Origin of the sequence: Lentzea fradiae (assembly GCF_900100955.1) — a bacterium.
Classification (GTDB): Bacteria; Actinomycetota; Actinomycetes; order Mycobacteriales; family Pseudonocardiaceae; genus Lentzea; species Lentzea fradiae.
The window spans coordinates 115,082-138,624 of sequence record NZ_FNCC01000001.1 but is presented as its reverse complement, the minus strand read 5'-3'; the positions used below and the strand labels follow the sequence as shown (position 1 = coordinate 138,624).

24 protein-coding genes are annotated in these 23,543 nt (G+C 70.5%); 5 read left to right on the top strand and 19 right to left on the bottom strand.

Annotated features, from left to right (window positions below):
- The first annotated feature begins 68 nt into the window (after window positions 1-68).
- Window positions 69-1,175: a glycosyltransferase 87 family protein gene (locus tag BLT23_RS00635; RefSeq protein WP_090044432.1), complete on the top strand. Its 1,107-nt coding sequence runs from the start codon at window positions 69-71 to the stop codon at window positions 1,173-1,175.
- Here BLT23_RS00635 and BLT23_RS00630 read toward each other — a convergent pair.
- From BLT23_RS00630 to pafA, 13 genes are all read right to left on the bottom strand, one after another.
- A complete protein-coding gene (locus tag BLT23_RS00630) occupies window positions 1,172-2,344 on the bottom strand; it encodes a GNAT family N-acetyltransferase (RefSeq protein WP_090045632.1) in 1,173 nt (390 codons plus the stop codon). The genes BLT23_RS00635 and BLT23_RS00630 overlap by 4 nt on opposite strands.
- A 58-nt stretch (window positions 2,345-2,402) precedes the next feature.
- Window positions 2,403-3,086, bottom strand: coding sequence for a DUF4333 domain-containing protein (locus tag BLT23_RS00625; RefSeq protein ID WP_090044430.1), 684 nt, complete (start codon window positions 3,084-3,086; stop codon window positions 2,403-2,405).
- Between the two features lie 129 nt (window positions 3,087-3,215).
- On the bottom strand, window positions 3,216-5,954 hold the full coding sequence (locus BLT23_RS00620; RefSeq protein WP_090044428.1) for a DEAD/DEAH box helicase: 2,739 nt from the start codon (window positions 5,952-5,954) through the stop codon (window positions 3,216-3,218).
- A gap of 195 nt (window positions 5,955-6,149) precedes the next feature.
- Window positions 6,150-7,997, bottom strand: a complete 1,848-nt coding sequence (htpG, locus tag BLT23_RS00615) for a molecular chaperone HtpG (protein WP_090044426.1) — start codon at window positions 7,995-7,997, stop codon at window positions 6,150-6,152.
- 44 nt (window positions 7,998-8,041) lie between these two features.
- A complete protein-coding gene (locus BLT23_RS00610; RefSeq protein ID WP_090044425.1) occupies window positions 8,042-8,902 on the bottom strand; it encodes a diacylglycerol/lipid kinase family protein in 861 nt (286 codons plus the stop codon).
- On the bottom strand, window positions 8,899-9,807 hold the full coding sequence (gene tatC / locus BLT23_RS00605) for a twin-arginine translocase subunit TatC (RefSeq protein WP_090045630.1): 909 nt from the start codon (window positions 9,805-9,807) through the stop codon (window positions 8,899-8,901). Before tatC ends, BLT23_RS00610 begins: the two co-directional genes overlap by 4 nt.
- Window positions 9,808-9,918: 111 nt before the next feature.
- Complete coding sequence (gene tatA, locus BLT23_RS00600) at window positions 9,919-10,221, bottom strand: Sec-independent protein translocase subunit TatA (RefSeq protein WP_090044424.1); 303 nt, start codon at window positions 10,219-10,221, stop codon at window positions 9,919-9,921.
- Window positions 10,214-10,486, bottom strand: a complete 273-nt coding sequence (locus tag BLT23_RS00595; RefSeq protein WP_176946528.1) for a bacteriophage holin — start codon at window positions 10,484-10,486, stop codon at window positions 10,214-10,216. Before BLT23_RS00595 ends, tatA begins: the two co-directional genes overlap by 8 nt.
- A gap of 19 nt (window positions 10,487-10,505) precedes the next feature.
- Window positions 10,506-11,477: a helix-turn-helix transcriptional regulator gene (locus BLT23_RS00590; RefSeq protein WP_090044422.1), complete on the bottom strand. Its 972-nt coding sequence runs from the start codon at window positions 11,475-11,477 to the stop codon at window positions 10,506-10,508.
- Entirely contained in the window at window positions 11,474-12,439 is a 966-nt protein-coding gene (locus BLT23_RS00585; protein WP_090045629.1) for a helix-turn-helix transcriptional regulator, read from the bottom strand. The genes BLT23_RS00590 and BLT23_RS00585 overlap by 4 nt, the downstream gene beginning before the upstream one ends.
- Before the next feature lie 61 nt (window positions 12,440-12,500).
- A complete protein-coding gene (locus BLT23_RS00580) occupies window positions 12,501-13,292 on the bottom strand; it encodes an alpha/beta fold hydrolase (protein WP_342713629.1) in 792 nt (263 codons plus the stop codon).
- Window positions 13,293-13,396: 104 nt separating this feature from the next.
- Window positions 13,397-14,398, bottom strand: a complete 1,002-nt coding sequence (locus BLT23_RS00575; RefSeq protein WP_090044418.1) for a beta propeller repeat protein — start codon at window positions 14,396-14,398, stop codon at window positions 13,397-13,399.
- A gap of 128 nt (window positions 14,399-14,526) precedes the next feature.
- A complete protein-coding gene (pafA, locus tag BLT23_RS00570; protein ID WP_090044417.1) occupies window positions 14,527-15,885 on the bottom strand; it encodes a Pup--protein ligase in 1,359 nt (452 codons plus the stop codon).
- A 110-nt stretch (window positions 15,886-15,995) separates the two neighbouring features.
- On the opposite strand from pafA, the gene BLT23_RS00565 reads away from it, so the two are divergent.
- Window positions 15,996-17,366, top strand: coding sequence for a bifunctional phosphatase PAP2/diacylglycerol kinase family protein (locus tag BLT23_RS00565; RefSeq protein WP_090045627.1), 1,371 nt, complete (start codon window positions 15,996-15,998; stop codon window positions 17,364-17,366).
- A gap of 9 nt (window positions 17,367-17,375) precedes the next feature.
- Here the strand turns inward: BLT23_RS00565 and BLT23_RS00560 are convergent, their stop codons facing one another.
- The gene (locus BLT23_RS00560; RefSeq protein WP_090045625.1) at window positions 17,376-17,795 is read right to left on the bottom strand and encodes a MarR family winged helix-turn-helix transcriptional regulator; all 420 of its coding nucleotides are present in this window, start codon (window positions 17,793-17,795) and stop codon (window positions 17,376-17,378) included.
- Window positions 17,796-17,869: 74 nt separating this feature from the next.
- On the opposite strand from BLT23_RS00560, the gene BLT23_RS00555 reads away from it, so the two are divergent.
- Window positions 17,870-18,478, top strand: a complete 609-nt coding sequence (locus BLT23_RS00555) for a maleylpyruvate isomerase family mycothiol-dependent enzyme (RefSeq protein ID WP_090044415.1) — start codon at window positions 17,870-17,872, stop codon at window positions 18,476-18,478.
- Here BLT23_RS00555 and BLT23_RS00550 read toward each other — a convergent pair.
- Entirely contained in the window at window positions 18,468-19,007 is a 540-nt protein-coding gene (locus BLT23_RS00550) for a GNAT family N-acetyltransferase (protein ID WP_176946527.1), read from the bottom strand. The genes BLT23_RS00555 and BLT23_RS00550 overlap by 11 nt on opposite strands.
- Before the next feature lie 195 nt (window positions 19,008-19,202).
- Here BLT23_RS00550 and BLT23_RS00545 point away from each other — a divergent pair, with 195 nt between their 5' ends.
- Both BLT23_RS00545 and BLT23_RS40425 read left to right on the top strand, forming a co-directional pair.
- Entirely contained in the window at window positions 19,203-19,748 is a 546-nt protein-coding gene (locus BLT23_RS00545; protein WP_090044412.1) for a PadR family transcriptional regulator, read from the top strand.
- Window positions 19,745-19,888: a hypothetical protein gene (locus BLT23_RS40425; protein ID WP_176946526.1), complete on the top strand. Its 144-nt coding sequence runs from the start codon at window positions 19,745-19,747 to the stop codon at window positions 19,886-19,888. The genes BLT23_RS00545 and BLT23_RS40425 overlap by 4 nt, the downstream gene beginning before the upstream one ends.
- A gap of 92 nt (window positions 19,889-19,980) precedes the next feature.
- Here the strand turns inward: BLT23_RS40425 and prcA are convergent, their stop codons facing one another.
- The 4 genes from prcA to dop form a co-directional block, all read right to left on the bottom strand.
- Window positions 19,981-20,757 carry a proteasome subunit alpha gene (gene prcA, locus BLT23_RS00540; protein WP_090044410.1) on the bottom strand — a complete coding sequence of 259 codons (777 nt, stop codon included), beginning with the start codon at window positions 20,755-20,757 and terminating at the stop codon, window positions 19,981-19,983.
- Between the two features lie 34 nt (window positions 20,758-20,791).
- Window positions 20,792-21,640, bottom strand: coding sequence for a proteasome subunit beta (prcB, locus tag BLT23_RS00535; RefSeq protein ID WP_090044409.1), 849 nt, complete (start codon window positions 21,638-21,640; stop codon window positions 20,792-20,794).
- A 50-nt stretch (window positions 21,641-21,690) separates the two neighbouring features.
- Window positions 21,691-21,885 carry a ubiquitin-like protein Pup gene (locus tag BLT23_RS00530; RefSeq protein WP_090044407.1) on the bottom strand — a complete coding sequence of 65 codons (195 nt, stop codon included), beginning with the start codon at window positions 21,883-21,885 and terminating at the stop codon, window positions 21,691-21,693.
- Window positions 21,886-21,964: 79 nt separating this feature from the next.
- Entirely contained in the window at window positions 21,965-23,458 is a 1,494-nt protein-coding gene (gene dop, locus BLT23_RS00525) for a depupylase/deamidase Dop (RefSeq protein WP_090044406.1), read from the bottom strand.
- Between the last annotated feature and the right edge of the window lie 85 nt (window positions 23,459-23,543).

Here is a 23,543-nt window from a genome sequence, read left to right as displayed (position 1 = left end):
GGCGGGGCACGTCAGGACACCACACCGGCGGGACGCTTTCGCGGGCCGCGGTTCCTAGCGTCGAGCGGATGATCAAACCGCTGCTGACCGCCGCTCCCGTCGTCCTCGCGGTCGTCTGCTGGCTCGCGGACCGGCCCCTCGGGGTGGACAGCGCCGTCTACCGCGCGGGTGCGCTGGCGGTGCTGCGCGGGCAGTCGCTCTACGAGCCGCTGGCGGCGATCCCGGACTGGTCCCCCGCCCTGCCGTTCACCTACCCGCCGATCGCGGCCGTGCTGTTCCTGCCGCTCGCCCTCGTGCCCGCGCAACTCGCGTGGGGCGTGCTGGCGGCCGGGACGGTGCTGGCGCTGCGGACGTCCGTGCGGCTCGCCGGCGGGCCGTGGTGGGCGCTGCCCCTGCTGCTGTGCCTGGAACCGGTGTGGCGGACGATCGGGCTGGGTCAGGTCAACGCGGTGCTGATGGCGCTGGTGCTGCTCGACGTGCTGGCGTTGCGCGGGACGCGGTTCGGCGGGGTGCTGATCGGCGTCGCGGCGGCGGTGAAGCTGACGCCGCTGGTGTTCGTGGCGCACCTGTTGCTGACCGGACGGCCGAGGGACGCGGTGCGGGCGCTGGCCGTGTTCACCGGGCTGGGCGTCGCGGGGCTGGTGCTGCTGCCCGGTGACGCGGTGCGGTACTGGACGTCCACGATGCTGGGGGCGAACAAGGCGAGCGGCAACGCGTGGTGGGGCAACCAGTCGTTGAGCGGCCTGGTCCACCGCGTCACGGACGGCTCCCCCGTCGTGCTCGCGCTGCTGGCCCTGGCGTGCCTCGGCGTGGCGGCCTGGCTGGTCCGCGACCTGCACCGGCGTGGCGACGCCGTCGGGGCGGTGCTGGTGACGGCGTTCGCGGGACTGCTCGTCAGCCCGATCTCGTGGACGCACCACTGGGTGTGGGTGGTGCCGCTGTGCGCGGTGCTGCTCGCCCGGCGGCGGTTCGGGTCCGCGGCGGCCGTGATGACGCTGTCCGCGGGATGGACGTTCGCGCTCGTGCCGCGCGGCGAAGGCGAGGAGCAGCTGTGGACGCCGCTGGAGTCGTTGGCGGGCAACGCTTACGTGCTCGCCACCGGCGCCGCGTTCGGACTGCTGCTCCTCACCCGGCGGGTGGGGGCCTCCCGACAGGGAAGCCCCGTCCCGTCCTAGAAGAACGTGCCGCAGATCGGCTTCTCCGGCACGGCGAACAGCGCGTCGGCGTCGGCCAGGCGGGTGCCCGTGATCCGCTTGGTCGCCGCGAGCTGCGAGAACGTGACGTCACCGAAGTAGACGGCGGCGAGCAGGTCCACCGGGATCGTGAGGTCCGGCTGCTCCTCGACGCGTTCCGCTCCCTCCGGTGAGATCCGGTAGCAACCGGAGTTCGCGGGCAGCAACGCGTCCTGGACCTCGATCACCACGGCCTCGGCGGCGCCGTACGTGCGTGCGGACAGCATCCGCGGCACGTCGACCAGGCGCAGCCAGATCTCGTCGAAGACGTCCTTCGTGTACACGACACGCGGATCTTCGAACAGCCAGCTGACCGGAGAGTCGAGCGCGACGTGGTTCTCGACGTGGTTGACCAGGTCCAGGCGCGTCAGGTAGATCCACAGGTCGCGCCACGCGTCGTCGTTCGCCCACTCGAAGTCCTCGACGGACAGCCGGTGCTTGAACTCCTTCTCCTCCTTGACCTTGTAGGTCACGAAACCGTCGTCGTCACCATCGGGTCCACTGTGGACGACAGTGACGGAGTTCTCGGCCTCGGTCTTGCGGTCGCGCTGCCGCGCCCACCAGCCAGGCCAGCGCGAGATCTGCCCCGGCCGGCGCAGGCCGATCGCCTCGTGCAACTCGGGCAGCAGCTTGTCGGCCGTGTCCTGGTCGAGCATCCGCACGCGACCGGTCATGTCGCCGCGGATCACGGCACGGCGCGTGTCGACCTCGACGATGCGCACGCGTCCCGCCAGGCCGTAGCCGAACCGTCCGTAGATACGACCCTCGGACGCACGCAGCGTCGCCACCGGGTCGGGCAGTGAGGAAAGTTGTGCGCGCATCAGGGCGGTGAGAACGCCACGGCGCGTGTAGTCGGCACGAACACCCACGCGCGAGACAGCGGCGTGCGGCACGCGAGCGCCACCGGGAACCACGAGCGAGGAGCCGTAGGACTGGGTGGTGCCCACCATCTCGTCGCCGTCGAACGCGGCCAGGACGCGGTCGGGTTCATAGGACGGCAGGGTGACGGCCCATTGCTCGTCCGAGGGCGGACCCCAGTGCATGGCCCGGCGGAAGAGCGTGATGTGGGCGCGGTACTGCGCTTCGTCGGTGAGAAGGCGGATTTCGGTCACGCCCGCGATCGTGTCCCAGCACGACCGCGGGCGCACCCCGGTTTCGGTGTGACGTCGCTCAGCCCGTGGGCTGGCCGACCTCGTACTCGCCGTCCTCGGTCTTGACGACGATCTTGACCTTCTTGTCCTTGCCGCCGACCTGGACCTTGCACTCGAACGAGGTGTTGGGCTTGACCTCGTTCTCACCGCTGCAGGTCGCGCTGCCGACGTCGGAGATCTTGTACTCGTCCTTCAGGATCTGGACGATGCCGTTCTGCACGGCCGTGTTGTCGAAGATCTTCTTCTTGAAGAACGCCGGCGACACGAACCCGGTGAACAGGACACCACCGACGAGCAGCACGACGACCACCGCGGCGACCCAGATGGCCGCGCTGGACTTCTTCTGCTGCGGCGGCGGGCCGTAGCCCGGCTGCTGGCCGTACGGGTTGTGCTGCTGGCCCGGCGGCATGCCGTACTGCTGCTGGGGCTGGCCGTACGGGTCCTGCGCGGGCGTGCCGTAGGGGTTCGACTGCGGCTGCTGGCCCGGCACGCCGTACTGCTGCGTCTGCTGCTGCGACGGATCGAAACCGGGATACGGCTGCTGCCCCTGCTGGGGCTGGCCGTAGGGGTTCTGAGCCGGGAAGCCGCCGGACGGGGTCCCGGGAGGGAAACCGCCACCATAGGGCTGCTGCGGCTGTTGCGGCTGCTGGCCCCAGGGCTGCTGCGGATCGTTCCCTCCGGACGGTCCGTACGGGCTGCTCATCTGTCGACCTCCGTGTGTACGACGTTGCGGCGAAATCCAATCACACCGCTGACGTCAGCTTTCACTCCGACTCGCAAAACCTGCGTCAGACGATGCCTCATCGCGGGACGTTGCGGGGCCCGCTCCGGGTCACATCATCGCCACGACTCCCCGCCGGAGGGCGTCGACCGCCTTCGCCGCCGCCGAACCGACGCCGTCGCCTCGGCCGACCACGTCGCGGATCTGGTCCAAAAGGTCGATCACCTGCCGGCACCAGCGCACGAAGTCACCCGCGCCGAGCTCGTTGCCGCCCGCCTCGGCGGCGCTCAGCACCTTCTCCAGCGACTCGCCGCGCGCCCACCGGTACACCGGCCACGCGAACCCGGCGTCGGGCTGGCGGGTGATCCGCTCCAGCCGGTGGCGGCGCTCGTCGTCCTCGATCTCCGCCCACAGCCGCACGGTCTTGAGCATCGCGTCGGCCACCGGCCCCTGCGGCAGCCGCGCCTCGACAGTGCCGTCCCTGCGCGCCTCGTAGACCAGCGACGACACGACGGCCGCCAGCTCCTCCGGCTTGAGGCCCTTCCACACGCCGTGCCGCAGGCACTCGGCCGCCAGCAGGTCCGACTCGCTGTAGAGCCTGGTCAGACGCTTGCCGTCGGGCGTCACCTCGTCCGCCTCCGACAGGTAGCCGCGCTCGCGCAGCAGCCCCCGGATGCGGTCGAACTGGCGCGCGAGCGAGTGCGTCGTGGCCGCGACCTTGCGCTCCAGCTGCTCGGTCTCGGCGAGCAGCCGGTGGTAGCGCTCGCCCCAGCGCGCGTGGTCCTCGCGCTGGTCACAGCCGTGGCACGGGTGCGAGCGCAGCGCACGGCGCAGCGTCGCGAGCTCCGGGTCGTCGTCCGCCGTCGTCTGCTTGCGCCCCCGCGACGGCACGGTGATGCCGGTGTTGCGGATCGTGGACGCGAGGTCGCGCCGCGACTTGGGCGACCGCACGTCGACCTGCCGCGGCAGCCGGACCCGGCCGAGCACCTCGACCGGCGCCGGGAAGTCCGCCGACGTGAGCCGGCCCGACCAGCGGTCCTCGGTGACGACCAGCGGCCGCGCCTCGCCCAGCGGCTCCAGGCCGGGGTCGATGACGACGGCGAGCCCGCTGCGCCGCCCGGACGGCACCGCGATCACGTCGCCCTTGCGCAGCTTCTCCAGCGACTTGGCCGTCTCGATCCGCCGCGCGTTGGTGTTCTGCTTGGCGAGCTGCTTCTCCCGGTCCGCGATCCGCCGCCGCAGCGACGCGTACTCGCTGAAGTCGCCCAGGTGGCACGTCATCGACTCGCTGTAGCCCGCCAGCGCGTCCTTGTTGCGCTCGATGCGCCGCGCCAGCCCGACCACCGACCGGTCCGCCTGGAACTGCGCGAACGACTGCTCCAGGATCTCGCGCGCCGCCGACGCCCCGAGCTGGTGCACCAGGTTGACGGCCATGTTGTAGCCGGGCCGGAACGACGACCGCAGCGGGTACGTGCGCGTGCTCGCGAGCCCGCCGACCGCCTTCGGGTCGATCCCGGGCTGCCAGACGACGACCGCGTGCCCCTCCACGTCGATCCCGCGACGCCCGGCACGCCCCGTGAGCTGCGTGTACTCCCCCGGCGTGAGGTCGACGTGCGCCTCGCCGTTGTACTTGACGAGCTTCTCCAGCACGACCGTGCGCGCCGGCATGTTGATGCCCAGCGCCAGCGTCTCGGTCGCGAACACGACCTTGACCAGCCCCCGGACGAACAGCTCCTCGACCGTCTCCTTGAACGCGGGCAGCAACCCGGCGTGGTGCGACGCGATGCCCCGCTCCAGCGCCTCCCGCCACTCCCAGAACCCGAGGACCATCAGATCGGCCTCGGGAAGGTCCCGCGTCTTCTCGTCGATGATCCGCCGGACCTGCTCGGTCTCCTCCGGCGAGTTGAGCCGCAGCCCGGCCCGCGCCGTCTGCGCGACCGCCGCGTCACACCCGGCACGGCTGAACACGAACACGATCGCGGGCAGCAGGTTCGCGTTGTCCAGCCGCTGGATCATGTCGATCCGCGACGGCGGCTTGAACCCGCTGTTGCGCGGAGCCCGCCCGCTGTTGCCGCCACGCCGCCCGCGGCTGAACGGCACGTGGTACCGCGTCAGCTCCTCGGTCTTGCGCAACACCTGCGCGTTGATCCGGGCGTGCGTCTCGTCCCCTTCGAACAGGTCGAGCATCTGGTTGCCGACCATCATGTGCTGCCACAACGGCACAGGCCGGTGCTCGTCCACGACCACGGTCGTGTCGCCGCGCACCTCCACCAGCCACTCGCCGAACTCCTCGGCGTTGCTGACCGTCGCCGACAACCCGACCACTTGGACGTGCTCGGGCAGGTGCAGGATGACCTCCTCCCACACCGGCCCGCGGAACCGGTCGGCGAGGTAGTGCACCTCGTCCATCACCACGTACGCGAGTCCGTCCAGAGTGGACGAACCCGAGTACAGCATGTTCCGCAGCACCTCGGTCGTCATCACCACGACCGGCGCGTTCCCGTTGACACTCGTGTCCCCGGTGAGCAACCCGATGCTCTCCGCCCCGTACCGAGCGGTGAGGTCGGCGAACTTCTGGTTGCTCAGCGCCTTGATCGGCGTCGTGTAGAAGCACTTCCGGCCCTCCGTGAGGGCGAGGTGCACGGCGAACTCACCCACCACCGTCTTACCGGCACCGGTGGGCGCGCAGACGAGCACTCCGTGACCGTCCTCCAGGGCCTCGCAAGCCTGGCGCTGGAACGGGTCCAGCTCGAACGAGATGACGGAGCCGAAGTCGGTCAGCTTGGGCCGCTGGGCGTTGCGCCTGGAGTGGGCATAAGCCTCGGCCGGGGACCGCGAAGCATGTGACACCCCTCCAGGCTGTCACATCCCCCTGACAATCGCCGCCGAGATAGATTAACTTCAGTTTACACTGAAGCTATAGAGCACGATGGGGGCGGCTGGCTGGGGGCGCGCCCGGCGGCAGACCGCCCCCAGCCCCGGGTCGGTGTCACCCGAACCGGGCCAGGGGCGGCAGCACCACCTCAGAGCGTGTTCACCTGGGCGTCAGAACGTCCGCTGCACCCGATCCGCCACCAGCTTCACGAACCGGGACGGGTCCCCGAGCTCCCCGCCCTCGGCCAGCAGCGCCAGCCCGTGCACCAGCTCGACGGCGTCGGTCAGCGACTCCCGCTCCCCGCCCTCGAACGCGGTCCGCAGCCCCTCCACCAGCGGGTGCGAGGGGTTGAGCTCCAGGATGCGCTTGATCTTGGGCAGCTCCTGCCCCATCGCCTTGTACATCTTTTCCAGCGTGGGGGTGATGTCGTAGGAGTCGCCGACGACGCAGGCGGGCGAGGTGGTCAGCCGGGAGGACAGCCGGACCTCCTTGACCTCGGCCTCCAGCACGCCCTTCATCCACTCCAGCAGCGCGGCGAACTCCTCGGCCTTGGCCGCGGCGGCGGACTTCTCCTCCTCGGTCTCGAGGTCCACCTGGCCCTTGGCCACCGACTGGAACGACTTGCCGTCGAACGCGGGCACCGAGTCGACCCACATCTCGTCGATCGTGTCGGTGAGGATCAGGACCTCGTAGCCCTTGGCGCGCAGCGCCTCCAGGTGCGGCGAGTTCTCCACGGCCACCCGGGAGTCGCCGGTCATGTAGTAGATGTGCTCCTGGCCCTCCTTCATCCGGGAGACGTACGCGGCCAGCGTCGTCAGCTCGGAGTCGGAGTGGGTCGAGGCGAAGGAGCAGACCTCCAGGATCGCGTCGCGGTTGTCGTGGTCGGAGAGCAGGCCCTCCTTGAGCGCCGCGCCGACCTCGCCCCAGAGCTTCCGGTAGTCGTCGGGGCGCGACGACTGGAGCGACTTGATCGACGACAGGACCTTCTTGACCAGGCGGCGGCGCATCAGCTGGATCTGGCGGTCCTGCTGGAGGATCTCGCGCGAGACGTTCAGCGAGAGGTCGGCCGCGTCGACGACGCCCTTCACGAAGCGCAGGTACTCCGGCATCAGCTCGGCGCAGTCGTCCATGATGAAGACGCGCTTCACGTAGAGCTGCACGCCGCGCTTGCCGTCGCGCATGAACAGGTCGAGCGGGGCCTGCGCGGGCAGGAACAGCAGGGCCTGGTACTCGAACGTGCCCTCCGCCTGCATGCGGATGGTCTCGAGCGGCGCGTTCCAGTCGTGGCTGATGTGCCGGTAGAACTCGGCGTACTCCTCCTCCGTCACCTCGGAGGCGGGGCGGGCCCACAGGGCCTTGCGGGAGTTGATGTCCTCGCCGCCCAGGCGCACCGGCCAGGTGATGAAGTCCGAGTAGCGCTTGACGATCTCGCGGATCTTCGCCGGCTCGGTGTAGTCGGGCAGCTTGTCCTCGTCGTCGGACGGCTTCAGGTGCAGGGTGACCGAGGTGCCCTGCGGCGCGTCGTCGACGTCGTCGATCGTGTAGGTGGCCTCGCCGGTCGACTCCCAGCGGACGCCCTTCTCGGCGTGCGGGTGCTTGGTCACGAGGGTGACCTTGTCGGCGACCATGAACGAGGAGTAGAAGCCGATGCCGAACTGGCCGATCAGGTCGGACGAGCCGGAGGCGGACTGCTGTTCCTTGAGCTGCTTGAGGAACTCCGCGGTGCCGGACTTGGCGATCGTGCCGATGAGCCGCACGACGTCCTCGCGGGTCATGCCGATGCCGTTGTCGCGCACGGTCAGCGTGCGCTCGGACGGGTCGGACTCGACGACGATGTGCAGGTCGTCGGTGTCGACCTGCATGTCCTTGTCCCGGAACGACTCCAGGCGCAGCTTGTCCAGCGCGTCGGAGGCGTTCGACACCAGCTCGCGCAGGAACGTGTCCTTGTTCGAGTAGATCGAGTGGATCATCAGCTGCAGCAGCTGACGCGCCTCGGACTGGAACTCGAGCGTTTCCATGCATCCCCACTGAAGAACAGAAGCGGAACGAACAACCTACAAATTTAGCGACCCACGACGGTGAGTGCGCCGGGGACCGTGCGAACGGAGACGGGCAGCGCCTCCTGACGTTCACCGTCGGCGTAGGCGACCCAGCCGTTACCGCCCGACAGCGAGACCTCGCGCGCCCGGAACGTCCGCACGGCCGGGTGCTCGGTGTGCCTGCCGCTGCGCAGCGTCGGCAGCATCCTGGCCAGGGCCGTGCGGCTGCCGCCCTCCACGACCGTCACGTCGAACAGGCCGTCGGAGGCGTCGGCGCCGGGGCACACCGGGATGCCGCCGCCGTAGTTCGGCGTGTTGCCGACCGCCACCAGGGTGGCGTCCAGCGAGAACGTGCCGGTCTCCGTCGTGACCAGCAGCGGCGCCGAGCGCAGCGACATCAGCTCGGCCACCACGGCGAGGTCGTAGCGGCGCGGTCCGGCGGGCCAGCGCAGGGCGTTCGCCCGCTCGTTGACCGCGGAGTCGAACCCGGCGCACAGCACCGTCGCGAACCACCGGCCCGTCGACAGCCGCCCCAGGTCGAACTGCTTGCGGGTGCCGTGGACGACGTCCTCGACACTCCGGGAGCCCGCGGCGGCCGCGAAGTCGTTGCCGGTGCCGGCGGGGACGACGCCGAGCGCCGTCGTCGTGCCCGCGCACGCCTGGATCGCCAGGTGGGCCGCTCCGTCACCGCCCAGCACGACGAGCAGGTCCGCGCCGTCCTCGACGGCTTGGTGGGCCATCGCGAGCGTGCCGGCGGCGTCGTGGGCGACGAGCTGCGTCAGCGAGGTGACGTGCGGGCGCAGCGCGGCGGCGGTCGACCCGGCCATGCGGGCCGCCCGCCCCTTGCCCGACGCCGGGCAGACCAGCAGGGCCGCCCGCGTCACGTGGCGTCGTCGTAGTTCACGCGCTTCGCCGGTTCCGAAGCGACGGCCTTCTCGCCGGGCATGTTGCCGTCGGCGTCGGAGGCGACGTAGTCGAACGGGGCCGCCTCGTTGTCGTCGAGCGCGTCCCAGCCCTCCGCGGCGCGCAGCTTCGCCTTGCGCTTGTCGTTGACCCGCGCGACCTGGATGGCCATCTCGAACAGCAGCACCAGCGCGATGGCCAGCACCACCATCGAGATCGGGTCCGTGCCGGGGGTGGCGATCGCGGCGAACACGAACAGGCCCATCACCAGGCCCCGGCGCCACTTCGCCAGCCGCGCGTAGGACACCACGCCCGCGCGGTTGAGCATCACCACGACGAGGGGGAGCAGGAAGCTCACCCCGAAGATGAACAGCATCGTGATGACGAAGCTGATGTACTCGCTGCCGGTGAGCGCCGTCGTCCAGTTGCCGCTGCCGAAGCCCAGCAGGACCTTGAGGCCCTCGGGCACCACCAGGTAGGCGAGCACCGCGCCGGCCACGAACAGCAACCCGCCGATGCCGACGAAGATCCGCGCGAACTTGCGCTCCTTCGCGTACAGGCCGGGGGTGATGAACGCCCAGATCTGGTACAGCCACAGCGGGCTGAGCAGGACGGCTCCCGCCGCCGTGCCGACCTGCAGCTGCACCAGGAAGATCTCGAACGGCTTGGTCTGCAGCAGCGCGCAGCGGCCGTCCTTGGTGATGTCGGCGCGGTACGGCGCCAGGTCGGGCTGGCAGTACGGGCCCGTGAGGATGTCGCCCAGCGACGGGATCGGGCCGATGCGCACCTGGAACCAGACGAAACCGAGGATCGCACCGACGACGATGACCAGCATCGCCAGGCCGAGCCGGTACCTCAGCTCGTACAGGTGCTCTTTGAGCGACATCGTGCCGTCGGGGTTGCCCCGACGACGCCTGCCGCGTTCCCGGCGCTCAGCGAACCACCGGAACGGACTTGCCACCTCGCCGACCGTCCTTACGAGTCAGGGACCGGGAGGTCAGTTGTTGGCGGCCTTGTTCTGCGCGGTCTGCTCGATCGGAGGCGCGACCTGCGGCTGCTGCGGCTGCGGCACCTGCGGCTGGGCCGGCGGGAGCTGCTGGACCGGCTGCTGCGCGGGCTGCTGCGGCTGCACGGGCTGGTCGTCCGCCGGGTCCTGGTCGCGCAGGCCCTTGGTCTCCGCCTTGAAGATCTTCGCCGACCGGCCGAGCGAGCGAGCCATGTCCGGGAGCTTCTTCGCACCGAAGAGCAGGATGATCACCACGGCGATGATGATCAGCTCGGTGGGTCCGAGGTTAGGCATTGCTCGTCCTCCTGTCTGCCCCGCGACGTCGATCGTACGCGGGGTTCGCCCTGGTCTGGACGCCGTTCTGACTCCGCCTGCCGGCGAACGCCACCTTCAGCGCGGCCCTGCGCGCCTTCAGCAGGCCGACCCGGTCGCCGAGCCTGTCCCCCACCAGGGTGCGGGCGCGGGAGAATCGGCGCAAGGATCGGATGACTCGGACCGCGATCACGATCACCACGACGAGTCCGAGCGCGATCAACGCCAAGGTCGGTGTAGACGGCACGGTCCCCACCGTATACGGCTCAGGTGGACAGCAGGTGATCTGCCCGCCGCAATGCCTCCTCCGCCTGGCGGCGCACCTCCGCTGCCAGCTCGGACGGCTGTTCGACGTGCACGTCCCCGCCGAGCCCGAGGAGCAGCCGCACCATCCACGACGGGTCGTCGTAGCGCATGAGGACACGCGTGCGGCCGTCCGAGAGCTCCGCGGCGTGGTCGACCGGATAGTACTCGGCCACCCAGTGCGCGTCCGGTTCGAGCAGCAGGACGGCGATCTTCTGGCTGTCCCTCGGCTGGAACAAGCCCTCCGATGTATCGGTGTGCTGGGCGTGCGGCGGTGGCGCGGACGGCTCGTCCAGCACGTCCACCTGGTCTATCCGGTCCAGCCGGAACAACCGCACGCCGAGCGCCGAGCGGCACCACGCTTCGAGATAGCCGCGGCCTTCGAGCAGCAGCAGCCGCATCGGGTCGACCACGCGGTCGCTGATCGCGTCGTGTGACTGCGAGTAGTAACGGATGCGCACAGCGCGTTCACGCTTCACGGCGTCCTGCACGGCGGCGCGGATCTCGGCCGTCTCCTCGCGTTCGAACGCGCCGAGCCCGACGACCATGCCCGCGGGCTGCGCCTTGCCGACCGCGGCCTCGATCTTCGCGAGCGCCCGCTGCACGGCGTCGGTGTCGACGACGCCGGGGGTGTCGGCCAGCGCCCTGAGCGCGACCAGCAGCGACGCCGCCTCGGCCGCGGTGAGCCGCAGCGGCCGGTTCATGCCCGCGTCGAACGAGACGGTGATCGTCTCGCCCTCGAAGGACAGGTCGATGAGGTCGCCGGGCCCGTAGCCGGGCAGGCCGCACATCCACAGCAGCTCGAGGTCCTTGCGCAGCTGCTTGGGCGTGATGCCGAAGTCGGCCGCCGCCTCCTTGACGGTGATGGCCGGCCGGTTGAGCAGGTACGGCACGAGGGCGAGCAGCCGCGGCAGCCGTTCGTTCGACGCGGTCACCGCGCTCCTTCCAGTGCGCCCTGCAGGCGGTCCCGCACGGACTTGGCGAGGACCTCGGGTTCGAGCACCACGACGTCGGGCCCGAACCCGGCGAGCCACTTGGCCGCCGAGTCGGGGAACTTCAGGTCGATCTCGACGACGTCGCCGCCGTCGCGCTCCTCGACGATCTTGGCGTGCCGGCGGACGCCCTGCGCACGGCCCTTGGCGACCCAGATGCGCGCGGGCGCGGTCTGGTGCGGGTCGGCCTGCGTGCGCTCGATGAGGCTCATCAGGTCCGTGCCCTCAGGCACCTTCACGACACCGGGCTTGCCGACGGGCTTCACGGCGCCCACGACGCGGGAGAGCCGGAAGCAGCGCGTGTCCTGACGGTCGCGGTCCCAGCCCACCAGGTACCAGCGGCCGCGCCACGCGACCACGCCCCACGGTTCGACCGTGCGGTCCTTGTGGCCTCCCGGTGGCGGTTTGCGGTAGCCGAACGTGACGACCTGGCCCGCCTGCACGGCCTGCAGCAGCGGCGGGAACGCGGGCTCGTTCGCCCGCACCTTGGGCTCGACGGCGGCCGGCGCGTCCTGGTCGACGTCCACCCCGGCGGCCCGCAGCTTGATCAACGCCCCGTGCACGGCGCCCGTGAGCTGCGGAGAGTCCCACAGCCGGGCGGCCAGCGCCACGGCGGCGGCCTCGTCCGGTTCGAGGTCGATGTCGCCGAGCTCGTAGTCGCGGCGGGCGATCCGGTAGCCGTCCTCCGCGCCCTCGGCGTTCGACTGCCTGCCGGTCTCCAGCGGCACGCCGAGGTCGCGCAGCTCGGACTTGTCGCGTTCGAACATGCGGAAGAACGCCTCGTCCGTCGGAGCTTCGTGATAGCCCGGGACGATGGCGCGGATGCGCTCCGCTGTCAGGTACTGACGGGTCGACAGCAGGCACAGCACCAGGTTGACAAGTCGTTCGGCGCGTGCGATGGCCACGGACAACCCTAACCCGTGCGCGCGCCGGAACCCTCACCAACACCTGTCCTGAACGGTCCGTTCAGAACAACGTCCTCAGTTCGCGCACCAGCTCGACGGGTGCCTCCTCGGCCATGTGGTGCCCGCAGTCGAGGGGACGTACCCGCACGTCGTCGGCCCACTCCGCCCAGATCGCGGGCAGGTCGCCGTGCAGGTCGGCCAGGTCGTCCTTGGCCGCCCACAGCGCCAGCACCGGACAGGTGATCTTCCGGCCCCGCGCGTGGTCCTCGTCGTCGTGGACGCGGTCGACCTCCAGGCCCGCCCGGTAGTCGCCGCACATGGCGCGCACGGTCGCCGGGTCGTGGATGGCGCGCTGGTAGTCGGCCCAGTTCTCGACGCCCATCGCGAGCGGCGTGTCCCGGTAGCGCCTGCCGTACCACTGCTCGGGGTTCTGGCTGATCATCGGCGCGGCGATGTCCTGCTGGGCGAGGAAGAACCAGTGGAACCACGCCTGCGCGAACCGCGCGTCGCATCGCCGCAGGTGGGCGCCGATGGGCAGGCCGTCGAGCACGGCGAGGTGCGTGACGGCGCCCGGGTGGTCGAGCGCGAGCCGGATCGCGGCCGCGGCACCCCGGTCGTGGCCGACGACGGCGAACCGGTCGTGCCCGAGCTCGCGCATCAGGTTCACGAAGTCACGTGCCATCGCGCGCTTCGAGTAGTCACCGGGTTTGGTGGACTCGCCGTAGCCGCGCATGTCCGGGCACACGACCGTGTGGTCGTCGGCGAGCAACGGCGCGACCCGGTGCCACGTCGTGTGCGTCCGGGGGTGGCCGTGCAGGAGGAGGACCGGCGGCCCTGCTCCACCGGTCCTCACCCGCAACACGGCCTCGCCGACATCGACGCGACGTAACGAGAATCCCTCGAACACCCTGCTGATCTACCCGTCCGGGCCGGACGGGAAACGACCCGGCGCCGCGGTCAGGTCCTGCCGACCCTGCCCTTCTCCCCCGCGGCCCAGCACGCCGTGCCCGCGCAGTCCACGGTGTCGAAGCTGCCGGTGTCCGCGATTTCCCAGGTCCGGCCGTCCCTGCTGGTGTCGGTGCCGGACGGGCCGACCGCCACCAGCGAGTGACCGCGGTAGGCGATGCCGGACCGGTAGCCGACCGGTGCCGACGTCCCGGCCTTCCAGCCGCGGGCGTCGTGCGTGGCGAACGCGGGCGTCGGGTCGGTCGGCTTCAGGTAGTCACCGCCGATCGCGACCCCGTGCCAGGGCGTCTTGAACGCCACCGCGAACACCCCGGCCGCCTCGCCGGACGGCAGCGGCACCTCCGAGGCCCGCCACGACCGGCCGCCGTCGCGCGACTCCAGCACCCGTGCCTTCGCGCCGCCGCCGGTCGCGATCCACGCGTGGTTGCCGCTCGTCGTCACGCACTGCCCGGAGGCCGCGAACGCGAATTCGCCGGGCAGCGCGTCCGGCATGCCCTTCGGGTCGTCCACGTGCCACGACCGGCCGCCGTCCCACGTCCGCAGCACGCGGAACTTGCCGTCGACCGGGTCGCTCAGCGCGAGACCGCGGAACGGGTCGAAGAACGCCACGCAGTCGTAGAACGCCCTCGGGTCGTCGTTGCGGAACGTCTCACGCCACGTCTTGCCGCCGTCGGACGTGCGGTAGATGCGCGACGACTCGCCCTCGCCGATCGACAACGCCACGGCGTTCCGCGCGTCGAACGCCTCGATGTCGCGGAACTCCAGCCCTTCGGTGCCGGGCGGCCCGACGGAGTCCCACGACCGGCCGCCGTCCGTCGTGCGCAGCACGGTGCCCTTGGAGCCGCTGACCCACGCGACCTTCCCCGACACGGCGGACAACCCGCGCAGCCGCGCGTCCGTGCCGGTGGGCTTGAGCTCCCAGTAGGTGTCCGAGGCTGCGGCGACCCCGGGAAGAACCAGAAAGGCGGCGAGCGTCGCCGCGATGATCCTCATGCGGGTCACTCTGGTGGAGCAGCCGATCCACCCACCAGCCCCGATCGGCTGCTCCCCGGAACCGCACGCGGGGCCCTTTCGTACTGTGTGACAGTACGAAAGGGCCCCGCGTGCGACGCGAAAGCTCGCTAGAGCGACGCGATGAGGCGCTCCACGCGCTCGTCCACCGCGCGGAACGGGTCCTTGCACAGCACGGTGCGCTGCGCCTGGTCGTTCAGCTTCAGGTGCACCCAGTCGACGGTGAAGTCACGACCGGCGGCCTGCGCGGCGGCGATGAAGTCGCCGCGCAGCTTGGCGCGCGTGGTCTGCGGCGGGGTGTCCTTGGCGGCCTCGATCTCGCCGTCGTCGGTCACCCGCTCGACCTGGCCCTTGCGCTGCAGCAGGTCGAACACGCCCCGGCCGCGGCGGATGTCGTGGTAGGCGAGGTCGAGCTGGGCGATGCGCGGGTTCGACAGGTCCATGTCGTGCTTGGACATGTACCGCTCCATCAGGCGGTGCTTGATGGCCCAGTCGATCTCGCGGTCGATCTTGGTGAGGTCCTGCGACTCGACGGCGTCGAGCGTGCGGCCCCACAGCTCCAGGACGCGGTCGGCCATCGGGTCCGGCGAGCGCTTCGCGCAGTGCTCGACGGCCTTCTCGAAGTACTCGCGCTGGATGTCGAGCGCCGACGCCTCCTTGCCGCCCGCCAGCCGGACCGTGCGGCGGCCGGTGAGGTCGTGGGAGATCTCGCGGATCGCGCGGATCGGGTTGTCCAGCGAGAAGTCGCGGAACTGGACGCCCTGCTCGATCATCTCCAGCACCAGGTTCGCGCTGCCCACCTTGAGCAGCGTCGTCACCTCGGACATGTTCGAGTCGCCGACGATGACGTGCAGGCGCCGGTAGCGCTCGGCGTCGGCGTGCGGCTCGTCGCGGGTGTTGATGATCGGGCGGGACCTCGTCGTCGCGGACGAGACGCCCTCCCAGATGTGCTCGGCGCGCTGCGAGAGGCAGTACACGGCACCGCGCGGCGTCTGCAGCACCTTGCCCGCGCCGCAGATCAGCTGGCGGGTGACCAGGAACGGCAGCAGCACGTCCGCGATCCGCGAGAACTCGCCGGCCCGTGCGACCAGGTAGTTCTCGTGGCAGCCGTAGGAGTTGCCCGCCGAGTCGGTGTTGTTCTTGAACAGGAAGATGTCGCCGCCGATGCCCTCGTCGGCCAGTCTGCGCTCGGCGTCGACGAGCAGGTCCTCGAGGATCCGCTCCCCCGCCTTGTCGTGGGTGACGAGCTGAGCCAGGTCGTCGCACTCGGCTGTGGCGTACTCCGGGTGGGAGCCGACGTCCAGGTAGAGCCGGGAGCCGTTGCGCAGGAAGACGTTCGAGGAACGCCCCCAGGAGACGACCCGGCGGAACAGGTACCGCGCGACCTCGTCCGGGGAGAGACGCCGCTGCCCGTGGAAGGTGCAGGTCACCCCGAACTCTGTCTCAATGCCGAAGATCCGCCGCTGCATACCCCAACAGTAGGCGACTCCCAGGCGGAGCAGGGTGATCCGTTCGGGCGGCGCGCCGGTTGCGGTTTAGTGTCAGCGGGGTGTGGAAACGAGTCAGCGTGCTCGACAAGATGCTCATGAGGGCTTCGGCCGACCTGCCTGCGAGCAGGCTCGACAACGGTTTGAAGCGGCTTTCGAAAGCCGCGAACCACAGCCTGCTGTGGTTCGTCGTGGCGGCGGTCCTGGCCACCGGGAAAGGGCCGTTCCGGCGCGGCGCGTTGCGGGGTCTCGCGGCCATCGCCGGGGCCTCTGCCAGCGCGAACCTGGTCGGGAAGTCGCTGTTCCCGCGCCGCCGTCCCGCCGCGGACCTGATTCCGCCGGAACGGCGCCTGTCGAAACGGCCGACCTCGTCGTCCTTTCCTTCCGGGCACTCCGCGTCGGCCGCCGCGTTCGCGACCGCGGTGGCGCTGGAATCGCCGCGGGCGGGTGCCGTGGTGGCACCGCTCGCCGCCGCCGTCGCCTATTCACGTGTTCACACGGGCGTTCATTGGCCTACGGACGTCGTGGCGGGTGCGGCGGTGGGCGTGGGCGCCGCGTATCTCACCCGCCGCTGGTGGCCGCTCGGCGTCAACGAGCCGGCCTCGGCCTACGAGCACGCCGACCTCACGGCGCTGCAGGACGGTGACGGCCTGGTCGTCGTCGTGAACCCGAGCTCGGGGATCGGGCCCGACCCGACCCCGCGGATCGTCGAGGAGTGGCCGAAGGCGCAGGTCGTCACGGTCGAGGACCTCGGCGACCTGCCGGAGGCGAAGGCGCTGGGCGTGGCGGGCGGCGACGGCACGGTGGCCGCGGTGGCGGCCGTCGCTGCCGAGCGAGACCTGCCGCTGGTGCTCGTCCCGTCCGGCACGCTGAACCACTTCGCCCGCGACGTGGGCATCACCGGCCTGCACGACACGGCGCAGGCCGTGGCGGACGGCGTGGGCGTGCGGGTGGACCTCGCGCAGGTCAACGGCCAGTGGTTCGTCAACACGGCGTCGCTCGGCGGCTACCCGGACATGGTCCGCATCCGCGAGAAGCTGCAGCAGCGCTGGGGCAAGTGGCCGGCGGCGGCGATGGCGCTGTTCCGCGTGCTGCAGCGCGCGAGGCCGCTGGAGATGACGATCGACGGCGACCGGCACCTGGTGTGGCTGCTGTTCGTCGGCAACGGCCCGTACCGGCCGAAGGGCTTCGCTCCGACGATGCGCCCGCGCCTGGACGACGGCCTGCTGGACGTGCGGTACGTGCGGGCGGACCGGCGGTTCTCGCGGACCAGGTTCTTCCTGGGCGCGCTGCTCGGGGCCCTGGAGCACTCGCGCACGTACCGGCACCTGGAGGTGGCGTCGCTGAACGTGGAGGTGCACGGGCCGCCGATCTCGATCGCCACCGACGGCGAGGTGCGTGACAAGGCCACCCACTTCCGGTTCCGGTCGCGGGCGGCGGCGCTGGGCATCTACCGGCCGTAGCGGCGTCCCTCAGCGGTACGGGTCGGTGATCTCGCCGAGCCGTTCCAGCGCCTCGCGCAGCTGGGCCATGCGCCGCTTGCCGAGGTGCCGTTCCCATTCGGCCTCGATCGCGGCCAGCTCGGCGTTCGCGACGGGCACGGCCGCGAGCGCCTTGTCCGTGACCTTCACGAGCCTGGCCCTGCCGTCGGCGGGGTCGGGCACCCGTTCCACGTAGCCCGCCTTCTCCAGCTGGTCGACCAGGAACCCGGCGGTCTGCTTGGTGACCTGCGCGGACTCGGCGAGCACCGTCAGCCGCGTGCCTTCGGGACCGACGCGCATGAGCACCCGCTGCTGGGCCTGCGTGAGGTCGAAGCCCGCCGCGTTGACCGCCGCCAGGACGCGGTTCTCCACCTCGCGGTTCGGGATGAAGAGCAACAGGCCGATATTCACGCGCACCCCTTGTACTGGTCAGATTCTCTGACTAAAGTAGTCAGCCTCTCGAACTAAAACAAGGGAGGCCCGTCATGGACGACACCACGATGTGGCAGCGGATCGACTCCGAGCGGGCGGCCACGGCGAACCTGCTCACCAGCCTCACCGACGCACAGTGGGCCCACCCGTCGCTGTGCGAGGGCTGGACCGTCCGCGAGGTCGCCGCCCACCTGACGCTCGGCCCGCGAATGGGCCTCGGCGGCACGCTCGCCGCGTTCGTGAAGGCACGCGGCAGCTTCAACCGCATGGTCGACCAGACCGCACGGGCCGAGGCCCGCAGACCCGTGCCCGAGATCGTCGCCGAGCTGCGCGGCACCGTCGGCCGCCACCGGCTCGCACCCGGTCAGACCCTCAAGAACGCCCTGCTCGACGTCCTGGTCCACGCGCAGGACATCGCTTTGCCGCTCGGCGTCGAGCACCCCATGCCGGTCGACGCCGCCATGGTCGTGGCGGACGACCTGTGGCGGATCGGCTTCCCGTTCCACGCACGCCGCCGGCTCGCGGGCCATCGCCTCGTGGCGACGGACGCCGGCTGGTCGACCGGCGAAGGCGCCGAGATCAGTGGCCCGATCGAGGCGCTGGTGATGCTGATGGCCGGGCGCACCGCGACGATCCCGCGGCTCACCGGCATCACGGCCTGACGTCCAGGACCATTTTGCGGCACACGTGGACGCGCTCGAACCGCCGCCGCATCTCGGCCTCCCGCCCGGCCTCGACCCGCAGGACGGCGCTGACCGGCTCCACCCCGTACCTGGCGCTCAGCACCATGCCCATCTCGGCCGCGGACGCCTGCACGCGCAGGTGACGTTCCGCCTCGACGAACCCACGCCGGTCGAACCATGTCAACGCGGAGTCGTCCCGCACCCACGCTTCGAGCGTGCGCACACCACACCGCCTGAGCCGCCGAACCGCCTGCGCCAGCAAAGCCGACGCAAGGCCACGCCGCCGATGTTCCGGAAGCACAGCCAGTGACTCGACAACGGCCTCGGCGCCGGGCACCGCCACGTCGAGCACCCCGGTGACCTCGCCGTTCTCCACGACGACCAGTTCCAGGTCCGCACGGCGCCGGACCTGCCACACGTCGTCGTGGTGGCTCGTGTCCAGCAACCCGAGCACGCGGCAGCGCAGCCACGACGTCTCGTCGGCCGTCTCGTAGTCACGGACGCCCACTCGCGGCACTTCGGGTCCGCGTGGCGCTCCCAGCAGGCTCACCCGCCCCGTTCGCCCCCGCGCGGTGTCGACCACGTGCTTTCCCCCAAACCGCGTCTCCAGCCCCATCAGGGTTCCGGATGGCCCGCCCGCTCGCACGCGCGTTTCGGCGTCACCGTTTGCCAGGAACATACTCGGTATGCATACTCGGTAGGCATGTCGGTCAAGCACGGTCTGCTCGCGCTGCTCGAACGCGGACCCATGTACGGCTACCAGCTGCGTGCGGCGTTCGACTCCGCCACGGGCGGCACGTGGCCGCTGAACATCGGGCAGGTCTACACGACCCTGTCCCGCCTGGAGCGCGACGACCTGGTCGCCGCCCTCCCCGAGAACGACGGCCAGCGGCCGTACAAGATCACCGCGCACGGCCGCGCCGAGCTGAAGAGGTGGTTCGCCACGCCGGTGCTGCACGTCGACCGCCCCCGCGACGAGGTGGCGATCAAGCTGGCCCTAGCGCTCACCACACCGGGCGTCGACATCACCGCGGTCGTGACGACCCAGCGCACGGCCACCACGCAGACGCTGCAGGAGTACACGCGGCTCAAGACCGAACCCGGAGACCTGCCGTGGCGGCTGGTGCTCGACGCGATGATCTTCCAGGCCGAGGCGGAGCTGCGCTGGCTCGACCACTGCGAGGCAAGCCTCGTCCGCCACGAACCAGCGCCCGTGGCGGACCCTGCCGACATCGAGGTGCCGCGGTGACCGTCCTCGAGCCGCGCGACGTGCGCAAGCTCCTGTCCCTGAGCCAGGTAGGCGTAATCGCAGGCAGCGGCGGCCTGCTGGACACAACAGCAGCAGCGATCTTCACAAGACCCGCCCTGCCAGTGAACCGCCGAACGTGAACAGGCGTGCCATCAACACAAACCCGTGGCGCGGTGGAGGCCCCGGATCAGATCGCCGGGGTCTGGGGGCAGAGCCCCCAGAAACCACCGCCCTACTTGGACTCGTCGTCCGAAGCAGGCAACTCGACATCCTTGACGTCCTTGTCATCACCGGAAGCCCCGGCAGCGGACGGCATCAACGAATCCAGCGCGGCACCGGCGATCCGGCGGAACGCCCGCCGAGGCCGAGCCCGCTCCAGCACCGCCACCTCCAGCTTGGAAGCGGGCAACAGCTCGGAAGAAGAGCTCCCAGTGGACGGAGACCCGGCCGACAAGGCCTTCACCGCGATGGAAACAGCCTCAGCCAACGACAACCCGTCGGCGAAGGCGTCCTTCAGAGCCGTGTTGGCGGCGTCCACGGTGCCACCCATCACGATGAACTGGGGCTCGTCCACGATGGACCCGTCATAGGTCAGCCGGTACAGCGTGTCGGCCTCGGCGACGTCCCCTACCTCGGCCACGCAGATCTCCACCTCGAACGGCTTGATCTGCTCGGTGAAGTAGGTGCCCAGCGTCGTCGCGTAGACGTTGGCCAGGGAACGGGAGGTGACGTCCCGCGGGTCGTTCTGGTATCCGCGCACGTCGGCGAACCGGATGCCCGCCTGGCGCAGGTTCTCGAACTCGCTGTACCGCCCCACGGCGGCGAAGCCGATGCGGTCGTAGATCTCCGAGACCTTGTGCAGCGTGCTCGAGGGGTTCTCCGCGACGAACAGAATGCCGTCCGCGTACTTCAGCACGATGACGCTGCGACCCCTGGCGATGCCCTTGCGGGCGTACTCCGAGCGGTCGCGCATCACCTGCTCTGCCGATGCGTACAGCGGCATCGTCATGGGTGGTGCTCCTGACGTCGAACCGGTGGGGGACTCAGCCCGCGGGGCGGGACCTGCGGCCTTCGACGACCGCGTCGGCGATCGTCTGGACCTGGGACTCCGGCAGCTCCACGGCGCCGTCGGCGCCGTTGATCGTGACCACGATCGGGTAAAGGCGGCGGACCGGGTCCGGGCCGCCCGTCGCCGAGTCGTCGTCCGCGGCGTCGTAGAGCGCCTCGACGACCGAGCGGACGGCCCCGTCGACGTCGGCGTCCGGGTCGTAGAGCTTCTTGAGCGCCGACTTCGCGAACAGCGAGCCGGAGCCGACGGCCTGGTAGCCCTGCGACTCCTCGTACTTGCCGCCGGTGACGTCGTAGGACACGATGCGGCCCGCGCGCTCCGGGTCGGCCGCGGCGGTGTCGTACCCGGCGAACAGGGGCACCACGGCGAGGCCGGCCATGGCCGCGTCGAGGTTGCCCCTGATCATCGCCGAGAGGCGGTTCGCCTTGCCGTCGAACGACAGCGGCACGCCCTCGATCTTCTCGTAGTGCCGCAGCTCGACGGCGTACAGGCGCACGATCTCGATCGCGATGCCCGCGGTCCCCGCGATGCCGACGGCCGAGTGGTCGTCGGTCACGAAGACCTTCTTCATGTCGCGCTGGGCGATGACGTTGCCCATGGTCGCGCGCCGGTCACCGGCGATCACCACGCCGCCCTTGTAGGTGGCGGCGACGATCGTCGTCCCGTGCGGGGCCTGGACGGCCCCGTCGGGGAGCTTCCTGCCGCTGGGCAGCATCTCGGGTGCCTGTGCGCGCAGGAAGTCCGTGAACGATGACGAGCCCGGCGTGAGGTACGCCGCCGGCAGCGCCGCGGCCGGGTAACGCCCGGTCGAGCTGTTGTCCATGTGTTGGTTGTTCTCCCGTCCCCGAGGTGGTCGGCAGGCCCGCCGAGGGCCTACTGACCACCCTTCTGCACGTATGCGCGGACGAAGTCCTCCGCGTTCTCCTCGAGCACGTCGTCGATCTCGTCGAGGATCGCGTCCACGTCCTCACCGAGCTTCTCGCGGCGTTCCTGACCGGCTCCGGCAGCGCCCTCGGCACCGTCGTCGCCGTCGCCACCGCCCTGGCGCTGCTGCTGTTCCTGGGACATCTCGGCCTCCCACTGACTCGCCTGACAAGAACACTACCCAGCGGCACCGACAAAAATAGTGAGCCACTCGGGTAGACGATCACCCACGAGTGAGCGCGTCCACCAGCTGCTCGGCGGTGTCCGAAGCCTCCAGCAGCGCTCCGACGTGCGCTTTCGTCCCGCGCAGCGGTTCGAGCGTCGGAATCCGCACGAGTGACTCACGACCGAGGTCGAAGATCACCGAGTCCCACGACGCGGCCGCGACGGAGCTCGGGTACCGCTCGAGGCACCGGCCGCGGAAGTACGCCCGCGTGTCCTCCGGCGGCGTGGTGATGGCCTCGCGGACCTCCTCCTCGCTGACCAGGCGCTTCATCGAGCCGCGCGCGACCAGGCGGTTGTAGAGGCCCTTGTCCAGGCGGACGTCGGAGTACTGCAGGTCGACCAGGTTGAGCCGGGCGGAGCCCCAGGCGAGGCCGTCGCGCTGCCGGTAGCCCTCGAGCAGCCGCAGCTTGGCGACCCAGTCGAGGCGGTCCGCGCACAGCGCCGGGTCCTGGGCCAGGTCGTTGAGCACCTCGCCCCACACGCGCAGCACCTCGCGGTCGCCGACGCCCTCCTTCTCGACGAAGGCGGTGGCCCGCTCGTGGTAGGCGAACTGCAGGTCGAGGCCGGTGAACTTGCGGCCGCCGGTCAGCTCGACCTTGGTCTTGAGCGTCGGGTCGTGGCTGATGTGGTGCACCGCGCGCACCGGGTCGACCAGGCGCAGGTCGTCGAACCGCTGGCCGGCCTCGATCATGTCCAGGACCAGCGACGTCGTGCCGACCTTGAGGTACGTGGAGTACTCGGCCAGGTTCGCGTCGCCGATGATGACGTGCAGGCGGCGGTACTTGTCCGCGTCGGCGTGCGGCTCGTCGCGGGTGTTGATGATGCCGCGCTTGAGCGTCGTCTCCAGGCCGACCTCGACCTCGATGTAGTCGGAGCGCTGCGAGAGCTGGTAGCCGGGCTCCTCGCCGGACGGGCCGATGCCGACCCGGCCGGAGCCGGTGACGACCTGGCGCGACACGAAGAACGGCGTGAGGCCCGCGATGACGGCCGTGAACGGCGTCGACCGCTGCATCAGGTAGTTCTCGTGCGTGCCGTACGACGCGCCCTTGCCGTCGACGTTGTTCTTGTAGAGCTGCAGCCGCGGCTGGCCGGGCACGGTGGCGGCCTTGAGCGCGGCCTCCTCCATGATCCGCTCCCCCGCCTTGTCCCAGATCACGGCGTCGCGCGCGTTGGTGACCTCGGGGGCGGAGTACTCCGGGTGGGCGTGGTCGACGTAGAGCCGCGCTCCGTTGGTAAGGATGACGTTGGCCGCGCCGAGGTCCTCCACGTCGGAGTCCGCGGGGTGGCCGCCGGGGCTGCCCAGGTCGAACCCGCGCGCGTCGCGCAGCGGTGACTCCACCTCGTAGTCCCACCGGGCACGCCTGGCGCGCGGTATGTCCGCCGCCGCCGCGTACGCGAGCACCACCTGTGTCGAAGTGAGCACCGGGTTCGCGGTCGCGTCGCCCGGCACCGCGATGCCGTACTCGACCTCGGTTCCCATGATCCGCCGCATACGCCACACCCTACGACCTAGACCCGACAATGTGGTGAGCGCGGCTCGAACGTCGCACGTGCGAGCCGTCCCCTGGCGGGCTACC

Coding starts and splice junctions, on each gene's coding strand:
- BLT23_RS00635 (WP_090044432.1), top strand. CDS start 69: ATGATCAAACCGCTGCTGACCGCCGCTCCCGTCGTCCTCGCGGTCGTC.
- BLT23_RS00625 (WP_090044430.1), bottom strand. CDS start 3,086: ATGAGCAGCCCGTACGGACCGTCCGGAGGGAACGATCCGCAGCAGCCC.
- htpG (WP_090044426.1), bottom strand. CDS start 7,997: ATGGAAACGCTCGAGTTCCAGTCCGAGGCGCGTCAGCTGCTGCAGCTG.
- tatC (WP_090045630.1), bottom strand. CDS start 9,807: ATGTCGCTCAAAGAGCACCTGTACGAGCTGAGGTACCGGCTCGGCCTG.
- tatA (WP_090044424.1), bottom strand. CDS start 10,221: ATGCCTAACCTCGGACCCACCGAGCTGATCATCATCGCCGTGGTGATC.
- BLT23_RS00575 (WP_090044418.1), bottom strand. CDS start 14,398: ATGAGGATCATCGCGGCGACGCTCGCCGCCTTTCTGGTTCTTCCCGGG.
- pafA (WP_090044417.1), bottom strand. CDS start 15,885: ATGCAGCGGCGGATCTTCGGCATTGAGACAGAGTTCGGGGTGACCTGC.
- BLT23_RS00565 (WP_090045627.1), top strand. CDS start 15,996: ATGCTCATGAGGGCTTCGGCCGACCTGCCTGCGAGCAGGCTCGACAAC.
- BLT23_RS00555 (WP_090044415.1), top strand. CDS start 17,870: ATGGACGACACCACGATGTGGCAGCGGATCGACTCCGAGCGGGCGGCC.
- BLT23_RS00545 (WP_090044412.1), top strand. CDS start 19,203: ATGTCGGTCAAGCACGGTCTGCTCGCGCTGCTCGAACGCGGACCCATG.
- prcA (WP_090044410.1), bottom strand. CDS start 20,757: ATGACGATGCCGCTGTACGCATCGGCAGAGCAGGTGATGCGCGACCGC.
- prcB (WP_090044409.1), bottom strand. CDS start 21,640: ATGGACAACAGCTCGACCGGGCGTTACCCGGCCGCGGCGCTGCCGGCG.
- BLT23_RS00530 (WP_090044407.1), bottom strand. CDS start 21,885: ATGTCCCAGGAACAGCAGCAGCGCCAGGGCGGTGGCGACGGCGACGAC.
- dop (WP_090044406.1), bottom strand. CDS start 23,458: ATGCGGCGGATCATGGGAACCGAGGTCGAGTACGGCATCGCGGTGCCG.